This is a genomic window from Acinetobacter sp. AOR12_HL, assembly GCF_027855275.1.
GTDB classification, from domain to species: Bacteria; Pseudomonadota; Gammaproteobacteria; order Pseudomonadales; family Moraxellaceae; genus Acinetobacter; species Acinetobacter baumannii.
In genome coordinates this window covers 40,750-57,320 of record NZ_JAKTIJ010000014.1, presented here as the reverse complement: position 1 = coordinate 57,320, position 16,571 = coordinate 40,750, and the positions used below count along the sequence as shown (strand labels likewise).

Below are 16,571 nucleotides of genomic sequence, written 5' to 3'. Positions count from 1 at the left end.
ATATCTCGAATGTGCTGTAGAAGCACAGAAATGAAGTCTATTTATAGCATATTTAGGTATAAGGCTGAAATCTTAAAGGACATAAAGAAAAACCCATATAAATAAAATATATTTATATGGGTAAGGTTTATGCAATTCTTAAATATTCAAGAGCTCTAACTTATTGAATATTTTGCTTCTGCTCGGCTTTAGTTTTTAGCAATGTTGGGGGCGTGAAGCGCTCACCATATTTGGCAGCCAACTCTTCGGCACGTTTTTTTGCTTTATCAATACCATATTGATTTAAGAATTGAATCGCTCCTCCCGTCCACGGGGCATAACCAATTCCAAAAATAGAACCGACATTGGCATCAATCACTGACTCTAATACCCCTTCTTCGTAACAACGTAGGGTATCTAAGGCTTGTACAAACAAAATACGGTCAATCATATCTTGCTCGGAGATATCATGATCTTTTTGCCAACGGTTTAAGCCTTCCCATAGGTGCTTTTTACCATTTTCAGGATAATCATAAAAACCTGCGCCAGCAGCTTTACCTTTACGGTTTAATTCATGAATCATGGTATGAATCACTTCATCTACCGGTGTTTTCGGTAACTCTTTGCCTTCAGCTTGTAGTGCCTTACGCGTTTCACTTGCAACATGCTCGGTTAAAGTTAAAGACACTTCATCTTGAATCGCAAGTGGTCCTACCGGCATGCCAGCTTTCAGTGCTGCCATTTCAATACGCGCTGGATGGACGCCTTCTGCAAGTAAGCGCATACCTTCTTGAATAAAAGTACCAAACACACGACTGGTAAAGAAGCCACGGCTGTCATTGACAACGATTGGTGTTTTTCCAATTTGCTGTACAAAGTCATAGGCTTTGGCAAGTGTCTCTGCGGAGGTGTTTTTACCTTTAATAATCTCAACCAATTGCATTTTGTCGACAGGGCTAAAGAAATGCAGACCGATAAACGCTTTATCATTCTTGCTTGCTTGCGCTAAACCTGTAATCGGTAGAGTTGATGTATTTGATGCCATTACACCATTAGGCGCTAAGTAGTGTTCAGCTTCTTGAGTGACTTTCGCTTTGAGCTCTTGGTTTTCAAATACGGCTTCAATAATCAGGTCACAACCTTGTAAGTCTTCAGCAGAAGCTGTAGCCGTAATGAGCGATAAAATCTGATCACGTTTTTCTGCCGTCATGCGGCCTTGTGAAACACGTTTATCTAGCAATTTCTGAGAATAAGCTTTGCCTTTTTCAGCATTTTCAACAGATACATCTTTAAGGATAACAGGAATGCCTTTAATTGCAGTGGCGTAGGCAATACCCGCACCCATCATGCCCGCACCCAACACGCCCACTTTAGTGGCTTGCCATTTTGCAATATCAGCAGGACGGCTAGCACCCGACTTAATTGCATTTAGGCCGTGCCAGAAAGTACCAATCATATTTTTAGAAATTTGGCCTGTTGCTAGTTGAGTAAAGTAGCGAGACTCGATGCGCAAGGCGGTATCGACATCAACTTGAGCACCTTCAACTGCAGCAGCTATAATCGCTTCAGGAGCAGGATAGCAGCCCTTGGTTTTGTCTTTTAACATGGCTGGTGCAATAGCGAGAACTTGTGCAACTGCCGGAGTTTTTGGATCGCCACCCGGAATTTTATAACCCTTCACATCAAAAGGCTGTTGAGATTTTGGATTGGCTTTGATCCAAGCAATCGCTTTATCTAAAAGTTCTTGTTCATTTTCAGCTGTGTCATGAATTAAGCCTAAAGATTTTGCTTTATCGACACCGAACTGCTTACCTTCCATTAAAAATGGGAATGCATTTTGAAGACCAAGCAGACGGACCATACGTACAATACCACCGCCGCCTGGTAGTAAACCTAAGGTAACTTCTGGTAGGCCAAATTTGCTTTTCGGGTCATTGATTGCAATACGGTGATGGCAACTTAATGCGATTTCCCATCCTCCGCCCAGTGCCGTGCCATTTAATGCTGCAACAACTGGAACTCCTAGTGTTTCAATCGTTCTTAGATGACCTTTTAACTTCTCAACCATATTGAAAAAGTCAGTTGCATGCTCAGGTTGAACTTGAATCAGTTCATCTAAATCACCACCAGCAAAGAAAGTTTTTTTTGCTGAGCGAAAAATAACACCTGAAAGTTCTGTTTCTGCTTTAAGTTTCTGGGTGACCTCATCAAGTGAGTCACGAAATTCTGCATTCATGGTATTTGCAGACTGACCAGTTGAATCAAGTGTCAAGATGACAATATTGTCGGCATTTTTTTCGTATTGAATTGCACTCATCTTTATATATCCCTAAATTTTTATACACGTTCAATAATGGTGGCAATACCCATACCACCGCCGACACAGAGCGTTGCTAAACCGCGTTTTTTATTTTGACGTTCAAGCTCATCAAGTAATGTACCCAAAATCATGGCACCAGTTGCCCCTAAGGGATGACCTAAAGCAATCGCACCGCCATTTACGTTGACTTTTTCAGCAGGCACATTGAGTTCATTTATAAAACGCATTACGACAGCTGCAAATGCTTCGTTAACTTCAAATAGGTCAATATCATCAATTGTTAAACCAGCTTTTTCCAAGGCTTTGCGTGCAGCAGGCGCAGGACCAGTTAACATGATGGTTGGGTCGGTACCAACTAGGGCAGTCGCCAAAACTTTAGCGCGTGGTTTTAAGTTTTGTTCTTTCACTGCTTTTTCTGAAGCCAGTAAAACAAGAGCTGCTCCATCGACAATACCTGATGAGTTACCAGCATGATGAACATGATTTACTTTTTGTGCTTCTGGATATTTTTGCAGGGCAACAGCATCAAAGCCCATTTGCCCCATCATTTCAAAACTTGGGTTGAGCTTTGCGAGGCCCTCAAGTGTGGTATTGCCTTTAATAAATTCATCTTTTTCTAAAATCACAACACCTGCGTGATCTTTGACTGGTACAACTGATTGATCGAAATAACCATTTGCTTGAGCTGCCGCTGCTTTTTGTTGTGACTTTACGGCAAAATTATCAACATCTTCTCGGCTATAACCATCTAAGGTTGCAATGAGGTCAGCGCCGACACCTTGTGGAACAAAAGATGATTTAAGGTTGGTTTCCGGATCTAAGGCCCATGGTCCGCCATCAGAACCCATTGGGATACGTGACATTGATTCAACGCCACCAGCAACAACTAAATCTTCCCAACCAGAACGAACTTTCATGGCTGCCATGTTGACCGCTTCTAAACCTGAAGCACAAAAGCGGTTAATTTGCACACCTGCAACATCATCATTCCAGCCCGCTGCAATCGCTGCTGTTTTGGCAATATCACCGCCCTGATCACCAATTGGTGTTACGCAGCCCAGAACAATATCATCTACTTTAGATGTATCGAGTTGATGGCGTTGCTGTAATTCGTTTAATAGAGTGGTGAGTAATGTGATTGGTTTTACTTCGTAAAGAGAGCCGTCTTTTTTTCCTTTTCCGCGTGGTGTGCGAATGGCGTCAATAATATAAGCCTCGCTCATAACAGTTCCTTTTTTTATTACTTAAACTTTGTCGTGTTTTGAGTGTACTGTTTTTAAGAGGGAGTGCAATGACGATAAGCGCACCAGTCAGGTGATGATTTTTGCCAATGGCGATACAAAAAAGCCCAAGTTGAACTTGGGCTAAATGTGAAACTAAAGAGATTTAAGAATTAATGGTAACCATGGAGCTGGCGATATAGACCTGGAGTAACGCCAGTCCATTTTTTAAATGCGCGGTGGAATGTACTGGTTTCACTAAAACCGACTTGCTGAGCAACATCTTCAAGTGTTAATTCAGGATTGAGTAATAAATGAATCGCAGCATCTCGGCGTAAAGCATCTTTCACGCCCTGATAGCTTTTTCCTTCGGCAGCTAGGCGGCGGCGTAAAGTTTGCGGAGATAAATACAACATGGATGCAACGTCATTGAGCGTTGGCATTTCTTCACCAATCTGGCTTTTGAGTACTTCACGAATACGTGAAGTCAACGAATTGGTGTTTTTGAATTTTACTAAAAGCTGAGCAGGGGCTGCTTTTAAGAATTCTTCTAATGTTTTTTCATCTTGGCGAATTGGCAAATCAAGATAATCAGCCGCAAAGGTTATTTCGGTACGCGGTGCGTCAAATTGCATAACCGGCGCAAAGAATAAAGCGTCATATTCATCTGCATGTGCAGGACGTGGATAGCTAAAATGAACACGTTCTAATGGTAAGCGACGTTCAATCAGCCATGATGCCAATCCATGCCAGATCATGAGCATACTTTCAGTAATGAAATGATCCGGATCTAATGTTTTTGGAATGAGAGGTACTAAACGTGCTTCGTGTTTGTCACGCTCCAGCGTTACTGACCATTCATCACCAAATAATTTGTAAAATTGAGATGAAAGTTCAAGGGCTTGGCCCAAGGTTTTTGCATGAATAATCAACTGACACATAATGGCAAAAGTGCCCAAACGACGCGGTTGTACATCGAAACCAACGTGTTCGTCTTGTGTGACCATCCATAACATTTTTATAAAACGGGTATATTGTTCTGGTGAGATTCGAGCTTTAGGTTGACGTAATAGTTCCGCTTCGATACCCACATGTGAAAGTAACGTCTCGACATCCATGCCAAGGCGCTTTACGCCTGTCAAAGCCGCATTCACGAAGTGGATGCTAATCGTATCGCGACTCATATTGAATCCTTCAGTCTCTTTGATGTTCACTTTAAATTGACCTAAATGACCGTCTAAAAAAATAAATTGGCGATTTACAACAGTGTAAAAGCACTTTTTACATGTTAAATTGCCGAAATGATCAAGGTAAATGGCTGAACATGACATTGTTTTAGAATATTTGCTTAACTAATATAAAAGAAAATTCGAATAATAGTGGTTAAAAAAACGATGACGACTGCATTAAATGGACTTAAAGTTCTCGATTTCTCGACGCTCTTACCTGGACCTTTCGCCACAATGTATTTAGCCGATATGGGGGCAGAAGTCATCCATATTGAATCTCCATCACGTCCAGACCTCATTCGGATTATGCCGCCCTATGCAAATGGACAGGCGACTGCACATAGTTATCTAAATCGAAATAAGCAGTCGATTGTTCTCGACTTAAAAGATGCTGCAAGTATTGATCTGATTAAAGCCAAGATCTCTGAGTTTGATATTGTGATTGAGCAGTTTCGGCCAGATGTCATGCGCCGTTTAGGGCTGGACTATGCCACCCTTGCAGAAATTAACCCGCGTTTAATTTATTGTTCAATTACAGGTTATGGCCAAACTGGAAGTTATAAAGATCGGGCTGGGCACGACATTAATTATTTAGCTTTAGCTGGTATTGCTGGGTATAGCGGCCGACAAGATAGCGGTCCGCCACCGCTTGGTATTCAGGTTGCCGATATTGCTGGTGGTTCATTACATGCAGTTATTGCGATCTTGGCTGCTGTAGTTGAACGCAGCCGTAGCGGTATAGGTCAATATATTGATATTTCCATGACGGACTGTGTTGCAAGTCTAAATAGTATGGCAGCTTCAGCCACGCTTGCCGCACAAGTTGAACAGGCGCCCGAGCAGGGGATGCTCAATGGAGGGATTTTCTATGACTATTATATGACGCAAGATGGTCGTTATCTTTCTATCGGTAGCCTTGAACCACAATTTATGGCAGGTTTGTCTGCGGCATTAGACTTACCTGTGTTATTACAAAAAGGTGCGTCATTAGATGAGCAAGATCGACAGGAAGTTAAGCAAGCCATTCAAGAAAAAATTAAAGCCAAAACATTCAAAGAATGGCATGAAATTTTTGCAAATCTCGATGTTTGTGTAGAACCCGTATTGAGTTTAAGTGAGGCTTTAAATTCACCGTTAGCACAACAACGTGGATGGATTGTGAATGTTCCTTTGCAAAATAATACGCCAGATACAGAACCACAAATTGCATGCCCAATTAAGTTTTCACGTTCGCAAATGAGATATTCCTTTGTAGGTCAAAAACTTGGCGAAGGGCATTGGTGAGGTTGAGGGGCTATTTCTTATACAGTATGTATTGAAATTATTATCTGAATAATCAATTGATTAACATTTTGAATAATTTCTTTACATAAAATTAGCGTAACCTTTATAAACAAAGACATAAAAGGTTCGTAAACATGAAAACGCATAAATCTTTGATGGTTTCCTGTTTATCCGTTTTATCAATTACTCTTTTTGTTCAGCATGCACAAGCTGCTGCTGCATTTGACCCAAATGGTTCTTGGATGTTGGGTGATTGGAACGGGCAACGTACAGCGTTGCAAGCACAAGGTTATGATTTTTCTTTTGGATATACCGGTGAATATGCCGGTATTTTAGATTCCAAACAAACATCTACACACGGTAGTGCTTATACAGGGCAACTTGCTTTAGGTTCTCATTTGGACCTAGGTAAAATTTTAGGGTGGCAAGATACAGAAGCTCAAATCACATTAACTTATCGTGATGGGCAATCGCTTTCTGAACATTCTCCAGCATTGGCTGGGCACCAAAGTTCTGTTCAAGAAGTGTGGGGCCGTGAACAAACTTGGCGTTTAACAGATTTATGGATCAAGAAAAAATTCCTTGATCAGAAGTTAGATGTTAAAGTGGGCCGTTTTGGTGAGGGTGAAGACTTTAATAGTTTTGACTGTGATTTCCAGAACTTGGCACTTTGTGGTTCACAAGTGGGTAACTGGGTAGGCGATCAGTGGTATAACTGGCCAGTTAGCCAATGGGCAATGCGTGTCAAATATAACTTGCAACCTGATTTATATACACAAGTGGGTGTATATGAATATAACCCTGAAAACTTGGAACGTGGCAAAGGCTTCAACCTAAGTACAGATGGTTCTCACGGTGCAATTATTCCAGCAGAAGTAGTTTGGTCACCTAAATTAGGTGTGCAAAGCATGCCTGGTGAATACCGTTTAGGTTATTACTATAGTACTGCCGATGCCAAAGAAATTGCAGATTCAACTAAAACATCTCATAAGCAAGGTGTTTGGGTAACTGCAAAACAGAAATTATTCCAGCCAGCTGATCAAACTGACCGTGGTTTAACAGGGTTTGTGAACCTAACTTTCCACGACTCAGATACCAACAAAGTTGATAACATGCAAAATATAGGCTTAGTCTATAAAGGTTTGCTGAATCAACGCCCTCAAGATGAGTTGGCACTTGGTGTTGCTCGTATCCATATCAATGATGATTGGAGCGATGTTCAAGCCAAAGAATACGACACCGAATATAATACCGAGCTTTACTATGGTATTCATGCCACTAACTGGCTAACTATTCGTCCAAATGTGCAATATGTTCGTCATGTTGGTGCATTAAAAAATGGTGATAACACTTGGGTAGGCGGTATTAAGTTCTCAACTGCATTCTAAGTAATTATTCCGAAAACGGATTGTCGAGGGTTAAATCATTGATTGAAGTATCCTGACCTTCCGTTTTTTTCTTTATGCCTGAATTTTGTTTTAGACGTATTGGTGATGTCATTTTTCTATAAGTTTTTTGGCACATCTTTCCGATAAAAATGATGATTGATAAGAGGTGGTTTATGAATCAACCTTCTTCAAGATCAGGTTTAACGACTTTTACCGTAATTATTATTGGGTTATTGGCGTTATTCCTGCTAATTGGAGGTATTTGGCTCGCTACACTAGGCGGTTCAATTTACTATATTGTAGCTGGAGTCTTACTTCTCATTGTTGCATGGCAACTCTACAAGCGCGCTTCTGCTGCTTTGTGGGTTTATGCCGCATTAATGCTAGGTACTATTATCTGGAGTGTATGGGAAGTTGGAACAGACTTTTGGGCGCTTGCACCACGTTTAGATATTTTAGGTATTCTTGGTTTATGGTTATTGGTTCCGGCTGTAACTCGTGGAATCAACAACCTTGGATCAAGTAAAGTTGCCTTATCTTCAACTTTAGCAATTGCAATCGTGTTGATGGTTTATTCTATCTTCAATGATCCGCAAGAAATTAATGGTGAAATCAAGACACCTCAACCAGAAACTGCTCAAGCCGTTCCAGGCGTTGCAGAGAGCGACTGGCCTGCTTATGGTCGTACTCAAGCTGGTGAACGTTATTCGCCATTGAAACAGATTAATGACCAGAACGTAAAAGATTTGAAAGTTGCCTGGACATTCCGTACTGGTGATTTCAAAACAGATAATGACTCTGGCGAAACAACCAATCAGGTTACACCAATTAAAATTGGTAATAACATGTTTATCTGTACGGCTCACCAGCAATTAATTGCGATTGACCCAGCTACAGGTAAAGAAAAATGGCGTTTTGATCCGAAGCTTAAAACGGATAAATCGTTCCAGCATTTAACTTGTCGTGGTGTAATGTATTACGATGCAAACAACACAACTGAATTTGCGACAAGCTTACAAACTAAAAAGTCGACTTCAACTCAATGTCCACGTAAAGTCTTTGTTCCAGTCAATGACGGACGTTTAGTTGCTGTAAATGCTGACACAGGTAAAGCATGTACTGACTTTGGTCAAAATGGTGAAGTGAATTTACAAGAATTCATGCCATATGCTTATCCAGGTGGTTATAACCCAACATCTCCAGGTGTTGTTACTGGTTCAACAGTGGTTATTGCCGGTTCAGTTACCGACAACTATTCAAATAAAGAGCCATCAGGTGTTATCCGTGGATATGACGTAAACACTGGTAAGCTTCTTTGGGTATTTGATACTGGTGCAGCAGATCCAAATGCAATGCCAGGTGAAGGTACAACCTTTGTTCATAACTCACCAAATGCTTGGGCACCTTTAGCATACGATGCCAAACTTGATATCGTTTATGTTCCAACAGGTGTAGGTACTCCAGATATCTGGGGTGGTGACCGTACTGAGTTGAAAGAACGTTATGCAAACTCTATGTTAGCGATTAACGCTTCAACAGGTAAATTGATTTGGAACTTCCAGACAACCCATCACGATTTATGGGATATGGACGTACCGTCACAACCATCTTTGGCAGATATTAAAGACAAATCTGGTAAAACTGTTCCAGCAATTTATGTCTTGACCAAAACAGGTAATGCCTTTGTTCTTGATCGTCGTAATGGTCAGCCAATTGTTCCTGTAACTGAGAAACCAGTTCCACAAACAGTTAAACGCGGACCACAGACTAAAGGCGAGCATTATTCAAAAACTCAGCCATTCTCTGATTTGAACTTGGCACCACAAGATAAATTAACTGATAAAGATATGTGGGGTGCCACTATGCTTGATCAGCTTATGTGTCGTGTGTCTTTCAAACGCCTCAATTACGATGGTATTTATACGCCACCATCTGAAAACGGTACTTTAGTTTTCCCTGGTAACTTGGGTGTGTTTGAATGGGGCGGTATGTCAGTTAACCCTGACCGTCAAGTTGCTGTAATGAACCCGATTGGTTTGCCATTCGTGAGTCGTTTAATTCCTGCTGATCCAAACCGTGCGCAAACTGCAAAAGGTGCGGGAACTGAGCAGGGTGTACAGCCAATGTATGGCGTACCTTATGGTGTTGAAATCAGCGCATTCTTATCTCCACTTGGTTTACCTTGTAAACAACCTGCTTGGGGATATGTTGCTGGCGTAGATTTGAAAACTCATGAAGTCGTTTGGAAAAAACGTATTGGTACAATTCGTGACAGTTTACCGAACTTGTTCCAGTTACCAGCTGTAAAAATTGGTGTTCCTGGTTTAGGTGGCTCTATTTCTACCGCAGGTAATGTCATGTTTGTTGGTGCAACTCAAGATAACTACATCCGTGCGTTTAACGTAACGAATGGTGAGAAACTTTGGGAAGCGCGTTTACCAGCAGGTGGACAAGCAACACCAATGACTTATGAAATTAATGGTAAACAATATGTTGTAATTATGGCCGGTGGTCATGGTTCATTTGGTACAAAAATGGGCGACTATTTAGTGGCTTATGCATTACCAGATAACAAATAAAAGTTTGCTATCAAAAAAGCCCGGATTTATCTGGGCTTTTTTTATGTCAATTTAGATTAAAGCTTATCAATAAAACCGTTATTAAATATGCAAAAAAAGCATTTTATTGATGAATAAAAGCTCGCTATGCTATCCGCCTTAATAATGAATCTACTAGCCATACGCCATGTATTTATATACCGATTTCGATCAGCAGCTGATTAATCAACGAGTTGCTCAGTTCCGCGATCAGACAGAGCGCTATTTAGCGGGCAAACTTTCTGAAGATGAATACCGCCCATTACGTTTGCAAAATGGTTTATATGTGCAACGTTATGCACCAATGCTACGTATTGCTGTGCCGTATGGCTTAATGAACTCAAAACAATTACGTAAAATTGCTGAAGTATCAACTCAATATGACCGTGGCTATGCACACGTATCTACGCGTCAAAATATTCAGCTAAACTGGCCTGCACTTGAAGATGTGCCAGAAATTTTAGCTGAACTCGCAACTGTACAAATGCATGCCATTCAAACCAGTGGTAACTGTATTCGTAACACGACTACTGACCAGTATGCAGGTGTAGTTGCTGGTGAAATTGCTGATCCACGCCCAACATGTGAATTGATTCGTCAGTGGAGTACATTCCACCCGGAATTTGCATTCTTACCACGTAAATTTAAAATTGCCGTTTCTGCACTTGAAGAAAAAGACCGTGCAGCAACAGCATTCCATGATATTGGTGTGTATATCGTGCGTAATGAAGCAGGCGAGATGGGCTATAAAATCATGGTGGGTGGTGGTTTAGGCCGTACTCCGATTATTGGTAGTGTCATTCGTGAGTTTTTACCACGTGAAGATTTAATTGCTTATTTAGAAGCAGTTTTACGTGTTTATAACTTACATGGCCGTCGTGATAACAAGTATAAGGCGCGTATCAAAATCTTGGTTAAAGCATTAACGCCTGAAGTATTTGCACAGAAAGTTGAAGCTGAATTTGAACACACACGTGAAACATTAAAAATTCAGCCAGAAATCTTGAAAAAATTAGACGAAGAGTTCACGCCGTTTGATTATCAAGATTTAGAAGATGAAGACTTTACAGCTTTATTTGCTGAGCATCCAAAATTCAAACAATGGTTCAATATCAATACGCATGCACATAAAGTAAAGGGCTATCGTATTGTTACGATTTCTTTAAAACGTGCAGGCATCGCACCGGGCGATATGACCACTGAAGAAATGAACTTCATTGCAGATCTCGCTGATAAATATACGTTTGGTGAACTTCGTACGACTCACGAACAAAACATTGCTTTAGCAGATGTACCTCAAAAAGATTTGTTCGATGTATGGCAAGCGCTTGAACAACACAATATGGCTCGTGCGCATATCGGCTTTATTACCGATATTATTAGCTGCCCGGGTGGTGATTTCTGTTCACTTGCAAATGCGAAATCAATTCCTATTGCTGAAGCGATTACACGCCGTTTTGAAGATTTAGATAAAGTTTATGATCTTGGCCATTTAGACTTAAATATTTCTGGCTGTATGAATGCTTGTGGCCACCACCACGTGGGTAACATCGGTATTTTAGGTGTAGATAAAAAAGGCGCTGAGTTCTATCAAATTACATTAGGTGGTAATTCAGACCATGATGCTTCAATTGGTGACATCTTAGGACCATCATTTGCAGCAGAAGCCGTGCCTGATGTCATTGAAGAAGTATTAAATACGTATCTTGATTTACGTACTGAAGGTGAGCGTTTCGTTGATACATATCGCCGTGTAGGAATTCAACCATTTAAGGAGCGTGCATATGCTTAATACAGCTCTACCTGTGCTTTATAAAGATGGCACGATTGCAGATAATACTTATCAAATCATTGCTGAAGATGGTGTGATTCCTCAAGGTGATGTTGTTGTAACAACAGCTCAACTCGATCAATTAGCTAACATTCAAGGTAAAAAAGCTTTGTATGTGACTGTGAACGATTCACCAGAAGATCATACATTTCCATTAAGTGAACTTGATGCAATCTTCATTGAGTTCGCAGGTTTCGGAGATGGGCGAGGTTATTCATTTGCTGCATTATTACGTCGCCAAGGTTTCCAAGGTGAACTACGTGCAACAGGTGATGTATTTAAGGATGTCTTAAATTATTTAAAACGTTCAGGTTTTGATAGTTTTGTTATCAAAGAAGGTAAAGATGTGCAAGAAGCTGCTGCTGGTTTGCAAGACTTTACTCATCCTTATCAAGCTTCAACAGCTGTGCCAAAAGCAAGTTATCAAACTGGTGCTTAAATAGCTTCTAAGTGAAAAGGCTGAACTCAGGTTCAGCTTTTTTTATAAATAATTTTTTAATAACTGAATTGAAGAATAAGAATGTTCGCTTTAATTTCAAAAATAAATCCTGGTGCTTTGTGGTTAATATTCGCTATTGTGACGGATGTACTTTCAACCTTTTATTCGGCTAAAGGCAATGGATTAGTTAATAAAACTGCTCAGGGGATTGCTCTAGTTTTGTATATTATCTCTTTTGCATGTGCTGCTATTGCTTTGAAATATATGCAAGCTGGAATTTTATATGTGTTGTGGTCTGGGGTGGGGGTATTGGCGACCGCTTTTCTCGCAAAGATTTTTCTTGGGCAAAACATTGATGTCGCAGGATGGATTGGGATTGGTTTTATTACAGTCGGCTTAATGATTATTGCGCAATACTCTAATATCGATGTTTAAAGCTCTTATAGAAACACTGAGATCTCTATAAGGGCTAAAGACTTAAGTATCTAACTGGCAGTTAACCATCCATTTGACACCAAATTGATCAGTAAAAGCACCGTATAAAGCGCCCCAGAACGTTTTTTCTAGTGGCATTTCAATTTTGCCATTTACAGATAAGGCATCAAAAAGTTGCTTTGCCTTTTCTTGCTCATCTTTTTCAAGGTTAATTGCAATGTAATGATTATTGCCCTGAGTAAATACACTATTTGGTGTACAGAATTGATCGATGACATCTGATGCCATGAGTACAGTGTATTCGTTAATCGGCAGGGAAACATGAAGCACTAAATTTTTTTGAGCTTCCGATAACGTGACACCGTCATGAGGCGGCATATCGCTATAGCGGCTCAGCATGGCAAATTCACCGCCGAATACTGATTTATAAAAATTAAAAGCTTGCTCTGCCTGGCCTTGAAAATTGAGATAGTGATTGAGTTGCATTGTTATTGTCCATTGTTGTTTTCATTTAGAAGAATAAGTTAAAACGGAAAAGAGATTTTGTGGGTCATTTTTTGTAGTTTTTTCATAAAAAATCCCACCGAAGTGGGATTTTAAAAAGGCTTTAGTTAAAGAATTTCGATGGCAACAGCTGTTGCTTCTCCACCGCCGATGCAAAGAGCAGCGACACCCTTTTTACCACCAGTACGTTTAAGCGCATGAATAAGCGTAAGAATAATACGAGAACCTGTCGATCCTACAGGGTGACCAAGTGCACATGCTCCACCATGAATATTGACTTTTTCTGGATCAAGTTTGAAATCATCAATTGGACACATCGTTACCATAGCAAAAGCTTCATTAATTTCCCAAAGGTCAACGTCCTGAGCATTCCAACCTGCTTTTTTAAGTACTTTTTCAATAGCGCCAACAGGAGCAATTGTAAATTCTGAAGGATGTTGAGAATTTGACGCAGTGGCTATGATTTTTGCAAGTGGTTGTAAGCCGCGCTGTGCTGCAACTTCACTCGATGTTAAAACTAGTGCAGAAGCACCATCAGAAATTGAACTCGCGTTTGCAGCAGTAATTGTACCGTCTTTTGCAAAAGCTGGTTTAAGTGATGGGATTTTATCAATCTTGGCATTTAAAGGTTGTTCATCCTGATCGACAATGACATCACCTTTACGGGTAGAAACAGTAACAGGTACAATTTCATCTTTGAAGTAGCCTTCAGTAATCGCAGTTTGAGCACGTTTTAAAGAGCGAATTGCAAAGTCATCCATTTGCTCACGAGTATAACCACGTGTATTTGCCATATCTTGAGCAAATGAACCCATTAAACGACCAGTTTCAGCATCTTCTAAACCATCAAAGAACATATGGTCTTTAATTTCACCATGGCCCATACGGTATCCTGCACGTGCTTTGGGTAAGACATAAGGTGCATTGGTCATCGACTCCATACCACCGGCAACTACAATTTCAGCACTTCCTGCTTTAATCATATCAGCCGCTTGCATTACCGCCTTCATACCTGAACCACAAAGCTTATTAATTGTCACAGCTCCTGTTGAATCAGGTAAACCTGCTTTACGCATGGCTTGACGAGCAGGGCCTTGCTTTAAACCCGCTGGTAGTACGCAACCCATAATGACTTCTTCGACATCTGTAGGCTGTAAACCTGCTCGTGCGATTGCTTCTTTAATTGTTACTGCTCCTAATTCAGGAGCAGTTAGTCCTGATAGTGATCCTTGAAAACCACCCATAGCAGTACGAGCACCATTAACAATTACGATGTCAGTCATTGTTGTAATCTCCGATTGTTCTTAATCTCAAAATAAGAAATGTTTAAAACCTAAGCAGTATATTGCAAAATGAAGAACGGGTTAGCTTCTGCATTAGACTGTAGAGTTCTAACAATTTTTAAGCTCTTCTAAGCGCACATGGCCCATTTTGCTAAGAATTAATTTAAAGTTTTTAAGCTGGTCATAAGAACAATAGATAAAACTGCCATTCGACTCGATGGGTAGTCCAGAACTACCTTGAAAAATAATACTATTTTGTTTTTTTCCAAAACGTTGTAATTTCATAGAACCGTAGTGATGGTTAAGATCTATAGAGGTCAATAATTCTTCATTTAAATCATGCTGTAGATTACGGTTATTATCTACAAAGCTGATTACGCGGTTATCCCAATTCGTATTGCAGACCAATTGATCAGAACTTGGACAAAGAACAACATTCTTATGCCTAATAATTGCGTCATATTTGGCTTTTTGTATATGAATTGTGAGTATGCGCGGCGTATTTTTTAGTTCTACAGATGCCATAAATTGATGGTATAAAGGAATGGCTATAACTGACATAATCACAAGAATTACGAGTGTTATAGTGAGCTCAACTATAGTAAAACCAGGAGATTTAAACATTAAAAAACCTTAATATATGTATAAATAGAGCAATTTTATGTTTTCTGACAATGATTTATATTATTTTTTATAATGAGGAAACACAAAATTAAATAAGGGTTATCAGTCGGCTAGAATACTGGTAAAATCACGGTAAGCGAAACAAAGAAGTTGTTCATATTTGCTAGTTGGGTAAAAAATTACCGAATTACAACGGAAATTGTAAGTAATTTTGTCAATAATTTACTTGATTAAAATTATCAAGCACTTGGAAAGTCTATCAAGTGTTTGTATGATTCAAATGTGAATAGCTTAAAAATAATACTGGGGTAAAAAATATCTCAGGGGCCAATAAATTTAGGCTGAGCTTGAACAACAATTGTTATCTCTGGAGGATATCCATGAAATTGAGTCGTATTGCACTTGCTACTATGCTTGTTGCTGCTCCATTAGCTGCTGCTAATGCTGGCGTAACAGTTACTCCATTATTGCTTGGTTATACTTGGCAAGACAGCGAGCACAACAACAATAAATTAACTGATCATGCTGAATTGCAAGATGATTTATTTGTTGGTGCTGGTCTGGGTGTTGAGTTAACACCTTGGTTAGGTTTTGAAGCTGAATATAATCAAGTAAAAGGTGATCTTGATGGTACTGGCGTTCAAGGCGCTGAGTACAAACAGAAGACTATTGCTGGTAACTTCTATGCAACTTCTGATTTAATCACTAAAAACTATGACAGCAAATTTAAGCCATACGTATTGTTAGGTGCGGGTCAAACTAAAACTGAGTTTGATGGTATCTATGAAGACAAGAAAGATACTATCGGTAATGCCGGTGTAGGTGCTTTCTATCGCTTGAACGATGCTTTGTCTCTTCGTACAGAAGCTCGCGGTACGTATGATTTTGATGAAAAATACTGGCGCTACACTGCTCTTGCTGGCTTAAACGTAGTTCTAGGTGGTCACTTGAAGCCTGCTGCTCCTGTAGTAGAAGTTGCTCCAGTTGAACCAACTCCAGTTGCTCCACAACCACAAGAGTTAACTGAAGACCTTAACATGGAACTTCGTGTGTTCTTTGATACTAACAAATCAAACATCAAAGACCAGTACAAGCCAGAAATCGCTAAAGTTGCTGAAAAATTATCTGAATACCCTAACGCTACTGCACGTATCGAAGGTCACACAGATAACACTGGTCCACGTAAGTTAAACGAACGTTTATCTTTAGCTCGTGCTAACTCTGTTAAATCAGCTCTTGTAAACGAATACAACGTTGACGCTTCTCGTTTGTCTACTCAAGGTTTCGCTTGGGATCAACCGATTGCTGACAACAAAACTAAAGAAGGTCGTGCTATGAACCGTCGTGTATTCGCGACAATCACTGGTAGCCGTACTGTAGTAGTTCAACCTGGTCAACAAGCTCAATAATTTGAGTTCTTGAACAGTAAAAAAGCGAC

The 16,571-nt window shown here is 40.1% G+C and carries 13 protein-coding genes; 7 read left to right on the top strand and 6 right to left on the bottom strand.

The window, feature by feature from the left end; genetic code table 11:
* Positions 1 to 160: 160 nt before the first annotated feature.
* The 3 genes from MKL36_RS05745 to MKL36_RS05735 form a co-directional block, all read right to left on the bottom strand.
* A complete protein-coding gene (locus MKL36_RS05745; protein ID WP_021511291.1) occupies positions 161 to 2,296 on the bottom strand; it encodes a 3-hydroxyacyl-CoA dehydrogenase NAD-binding domain-containing protein in 2,136 nt (711 codons plus the stop codon).
* A gap of 20 nt (positions 2,297 to 2,316) precedes the next feature.
* Entirely contained in the window at positions 2,317 to 3,522 is a 1,206-nt protein-coding gene (locus MKL36_RS05740) for an acetyl-CoA C-acetyltransferase (RefSeq protein ID WP_001287646.1), read from the bottom strand.
* A 170-nt stretch (positions 3,523 to 3,692) separates the two neighbouring features.
* Positions 3,693 to 4,703, bottom strand: coding sequence for an AraC family transcriptional regulator (locus MKL36_RS05735; protein WP_000085721.1), 1,011 nt, complete (start codon positions 4,701 to 4,703; stop codon positions 3,693 to 3,695).
* Between the two features lie 210 nt (positions 4,704 to 4,913).
* Between MKL36_RS05735 and MKL36_RS05730 the strand changes: the two genes are divergently transcribed.
* The 6 genes from MKL36_RS05730 to MKL36_RS05705 all read left to right on the top strand — a co-directional run bounded on the left by MKL36_RS05730 (position 4,914) and on the right by MKL36_RS05705 (position 12,722).
* Positions 4,914 to 6,032, top strand: coding sequence for a CaiB/BaiF CoA transferase family protein (locus MKL36_RS05730; protein ID WP_000205324.1), 1,119 nt, complete (start codon positions 4,914 to 4,916; stop codon positions 6,030 to 6,032).
* 155 nt (positions 6,033 to 6,187) lie between these two features.
* The gene (locus tag MKL36_RS05725) at positions 6,188 to 7,420 is read left to right on the top strand and encodes a carbohydrate porin (protein ID WP_079377343.1); all 1,233 of its coding nucleotides are present in this window, start codon (positions 6,188 to 6,190) and stop codon (positions 7,418 to 7,420) included.
* A gap of 173 nt (positions 7,421 to 7,593) precedes the next feature.
* Positions 7,594 to 9,999 carry a glucose/quinate/shikimate family membrane-bound PQQ-dependent dehydrogenase gene (locus MKL36_RS05720; protein WP_001075596.1) on the top strand — a complete coding sequence of 802 codons (2,406 nt, stop codon included), beginning with the start codon at positions 7,594 to 7,596 and terminating at the stop codon, positions 9,997 to 9,999.
* Between the two features lie 166 nt (positions 10,000 to 10,165).
* Positions 10,166 to 11,809, top strand: coding sequence for a nitrite/sulfite reductase (locus MKL36_RS05715; protein ID WP_000281766.1), 1,644 nt, complete (start codon positions 10,166 to 10,168; stop codon positions 11,807 to 11,809).
* Positions 11,802 to 12,287: a DUF934 domain-containing protein gene (locus MKL36_RS05710; RefSeq protein ID WP_000935252.1), complete on the top strand. Its 486-nt coding sequence runs from the start codon at positions 11,802 to 11,804 to the stop codon at positions 12,285 to 12,287. Before MKL36_RS05715 ends, MKL36_RS05710 begins: the two co-directional genes overlap by 8 nt.
* Before the next feature lie 81 nt (positions 12,288 to 12,368).
* The gene (locus tag MKL36_RS05705; protein ID WP_000457779.1) at positions 12,369 to 12,722 is read left to right on the top strand and encodes a DMT family transporter; all 354 of its coding nucleotides are present in this window, start codon (positions 12,369 to 12,371) and stop codon (positions 12,720 to 12,722) included.
* A 42-nt stretch (positions 12,723 to 12,764) separates the two neighbouring features.
* On the opposite strand, the gene MKL36_RS05700 is transcribed toward MKL36_RS05705, so the two are convergent.
* The 3 genes from MKL36_RS05700 to MKL36_RS05690 all read right to left on the bottom strand — a co-directional run bounded on the left by MKL36_RS05700 (position 12,765) and on the right by MKL36_RS05690 (position 15,133).
* Positions 12,765 to 13,208: a VOC family protein gene (locus MKL36_RS05700; RefSeq protein WP_001176580.1), complete on the bottom strand. Its 444-nt coding sequence runs from the start codon at positions 13,206 to 13,208 to the stop codon at positions 12,765 to 12,767.
* A 125-nt stretch (positions 13,209 to 13,333) separates the two neighbouring features.
* Entirely contained in the window at positions 13,334 to 14,509 is a 1,176-nt protein-coding gene (locus MKL36_RS05695) for a thiolase family protein (RefSeq protein ID WP_000129968.1), read from the bottom strand.
* Between the two features lie 108 nt (positions 14,510 to 14,617).
* Positions 14,618 to 15,133, bottom strand: coding sequence for a GspH/FimT family pseudopilin (locus tag MKL36_RS05690; protein ID WP_000477151.1), 516 nt, complete (start codon positions 15,131 to 15,133; stop codon positions 14,618 to 14,620).
* 380 nt (positions 15,134 to 15,513) lie between these two features.
* Here MKL36_RS05690 and omp38 point away from each other — a divergent pair, with 380 nt between their 5' ends.
* Entirely contained in the window at positions 15,514 to 16,542 is a 1,029-nt protein-coding gene (gene omp38, locus MKL36_RS05685) for an outer membrane protein Omp38 (protein WP_000777889.1), read from the top strand.
* The last annotated feature ends 29 nt before the right edge of the window (positions 16,543 to 16,571 follow it).

Coding starts and splice junctions, on each gene's coding strand:
- MKL36_RS05745 (WP_021511291.1), bottom strand. CDS start 2,296: ATGAGTGCAATTCAATACGAAAAAAATGCCGACAATATTGTCATCTTG.
- MKL36_RS05740 (WP_001287646.1), bottom strand. CDS start 3,522: ATGAGCGAGGCTTATATTATTGACGCCATTCGCACACCACGCGGAAAA.
- MKL36_RS05735 (WP_000085721.1), bottom strand. CDS start 4,703: ATGAGTCGCGATACGATTAGCATCCACTTCGTGAATGCGGCTTTGACA.
- MKL36_RS05730 (WP_000205324.1), top strand. CDS start 4,914: ATGACGACTGCATTAAATGGACTTAAAGTTCTCGATTTCTCGACGCTC.
- MKL36_RS05725 (WP_079377343.1), top strand. CDS start 6,188: ATGGTTTCCTGTTTATCCGTTTTATCAATTACTCTTTTTGTTCAGCAT.
- MKL36_RS05720 (WP_001075596.1), top strand. CDS start 7,594: ATGAATCAACCTTCTTCAAGATCAGGTTTAACGACTTTTACCGTAATT.
- MKL36_RS05715 (WP_000281766.1), top strand. CDS start 10,166: ATGTATTTATATACCGATTTCGATCAGCAGCTGATTAATCAACGAGTT.
- MKL36_RS05710 (WP_000935252.1), top strand. CDS start 11,802: ATGCTTAATACAGCTCTACCTGTGCTTTATAAAGATGGCACGATTGCA.
- MKL36_RS05705 (WP_000457779.1), top strand. CDS start 12,369: ATGTTCGCTTTAATTTCAAAAATAAATCCTGGTGCTTTGTGGTTAATA.
- MKL36_RS05700 (WP_001176580.1), bottom strand. CDS start 13,208: ATGCAACTCAATCACTATCTCAATTTTCAAGGCCAGGCAGAGCAAGCT.
- MKL36_RS05695 (WP_000129968.1), bottom strand. CDS start 14,509: ATGACTGACATCGTAATTGTTAATGGTGCTCGTACTGCTATGGGTGGT.
- MKL36_RS05690 (WP_000477151.1), bottom strand. CDS start 15,133: ATGTTTAAATCTCCTGGTTTTACTATAGTTGAGCTCACTATAACACTC.
- omp38 (WP_000777889.1), top strand. CDS start 15,514: ATGAAATTGAGTCGTATTGCACTTGCTACTATGCTTGTTGCTGCTCCA.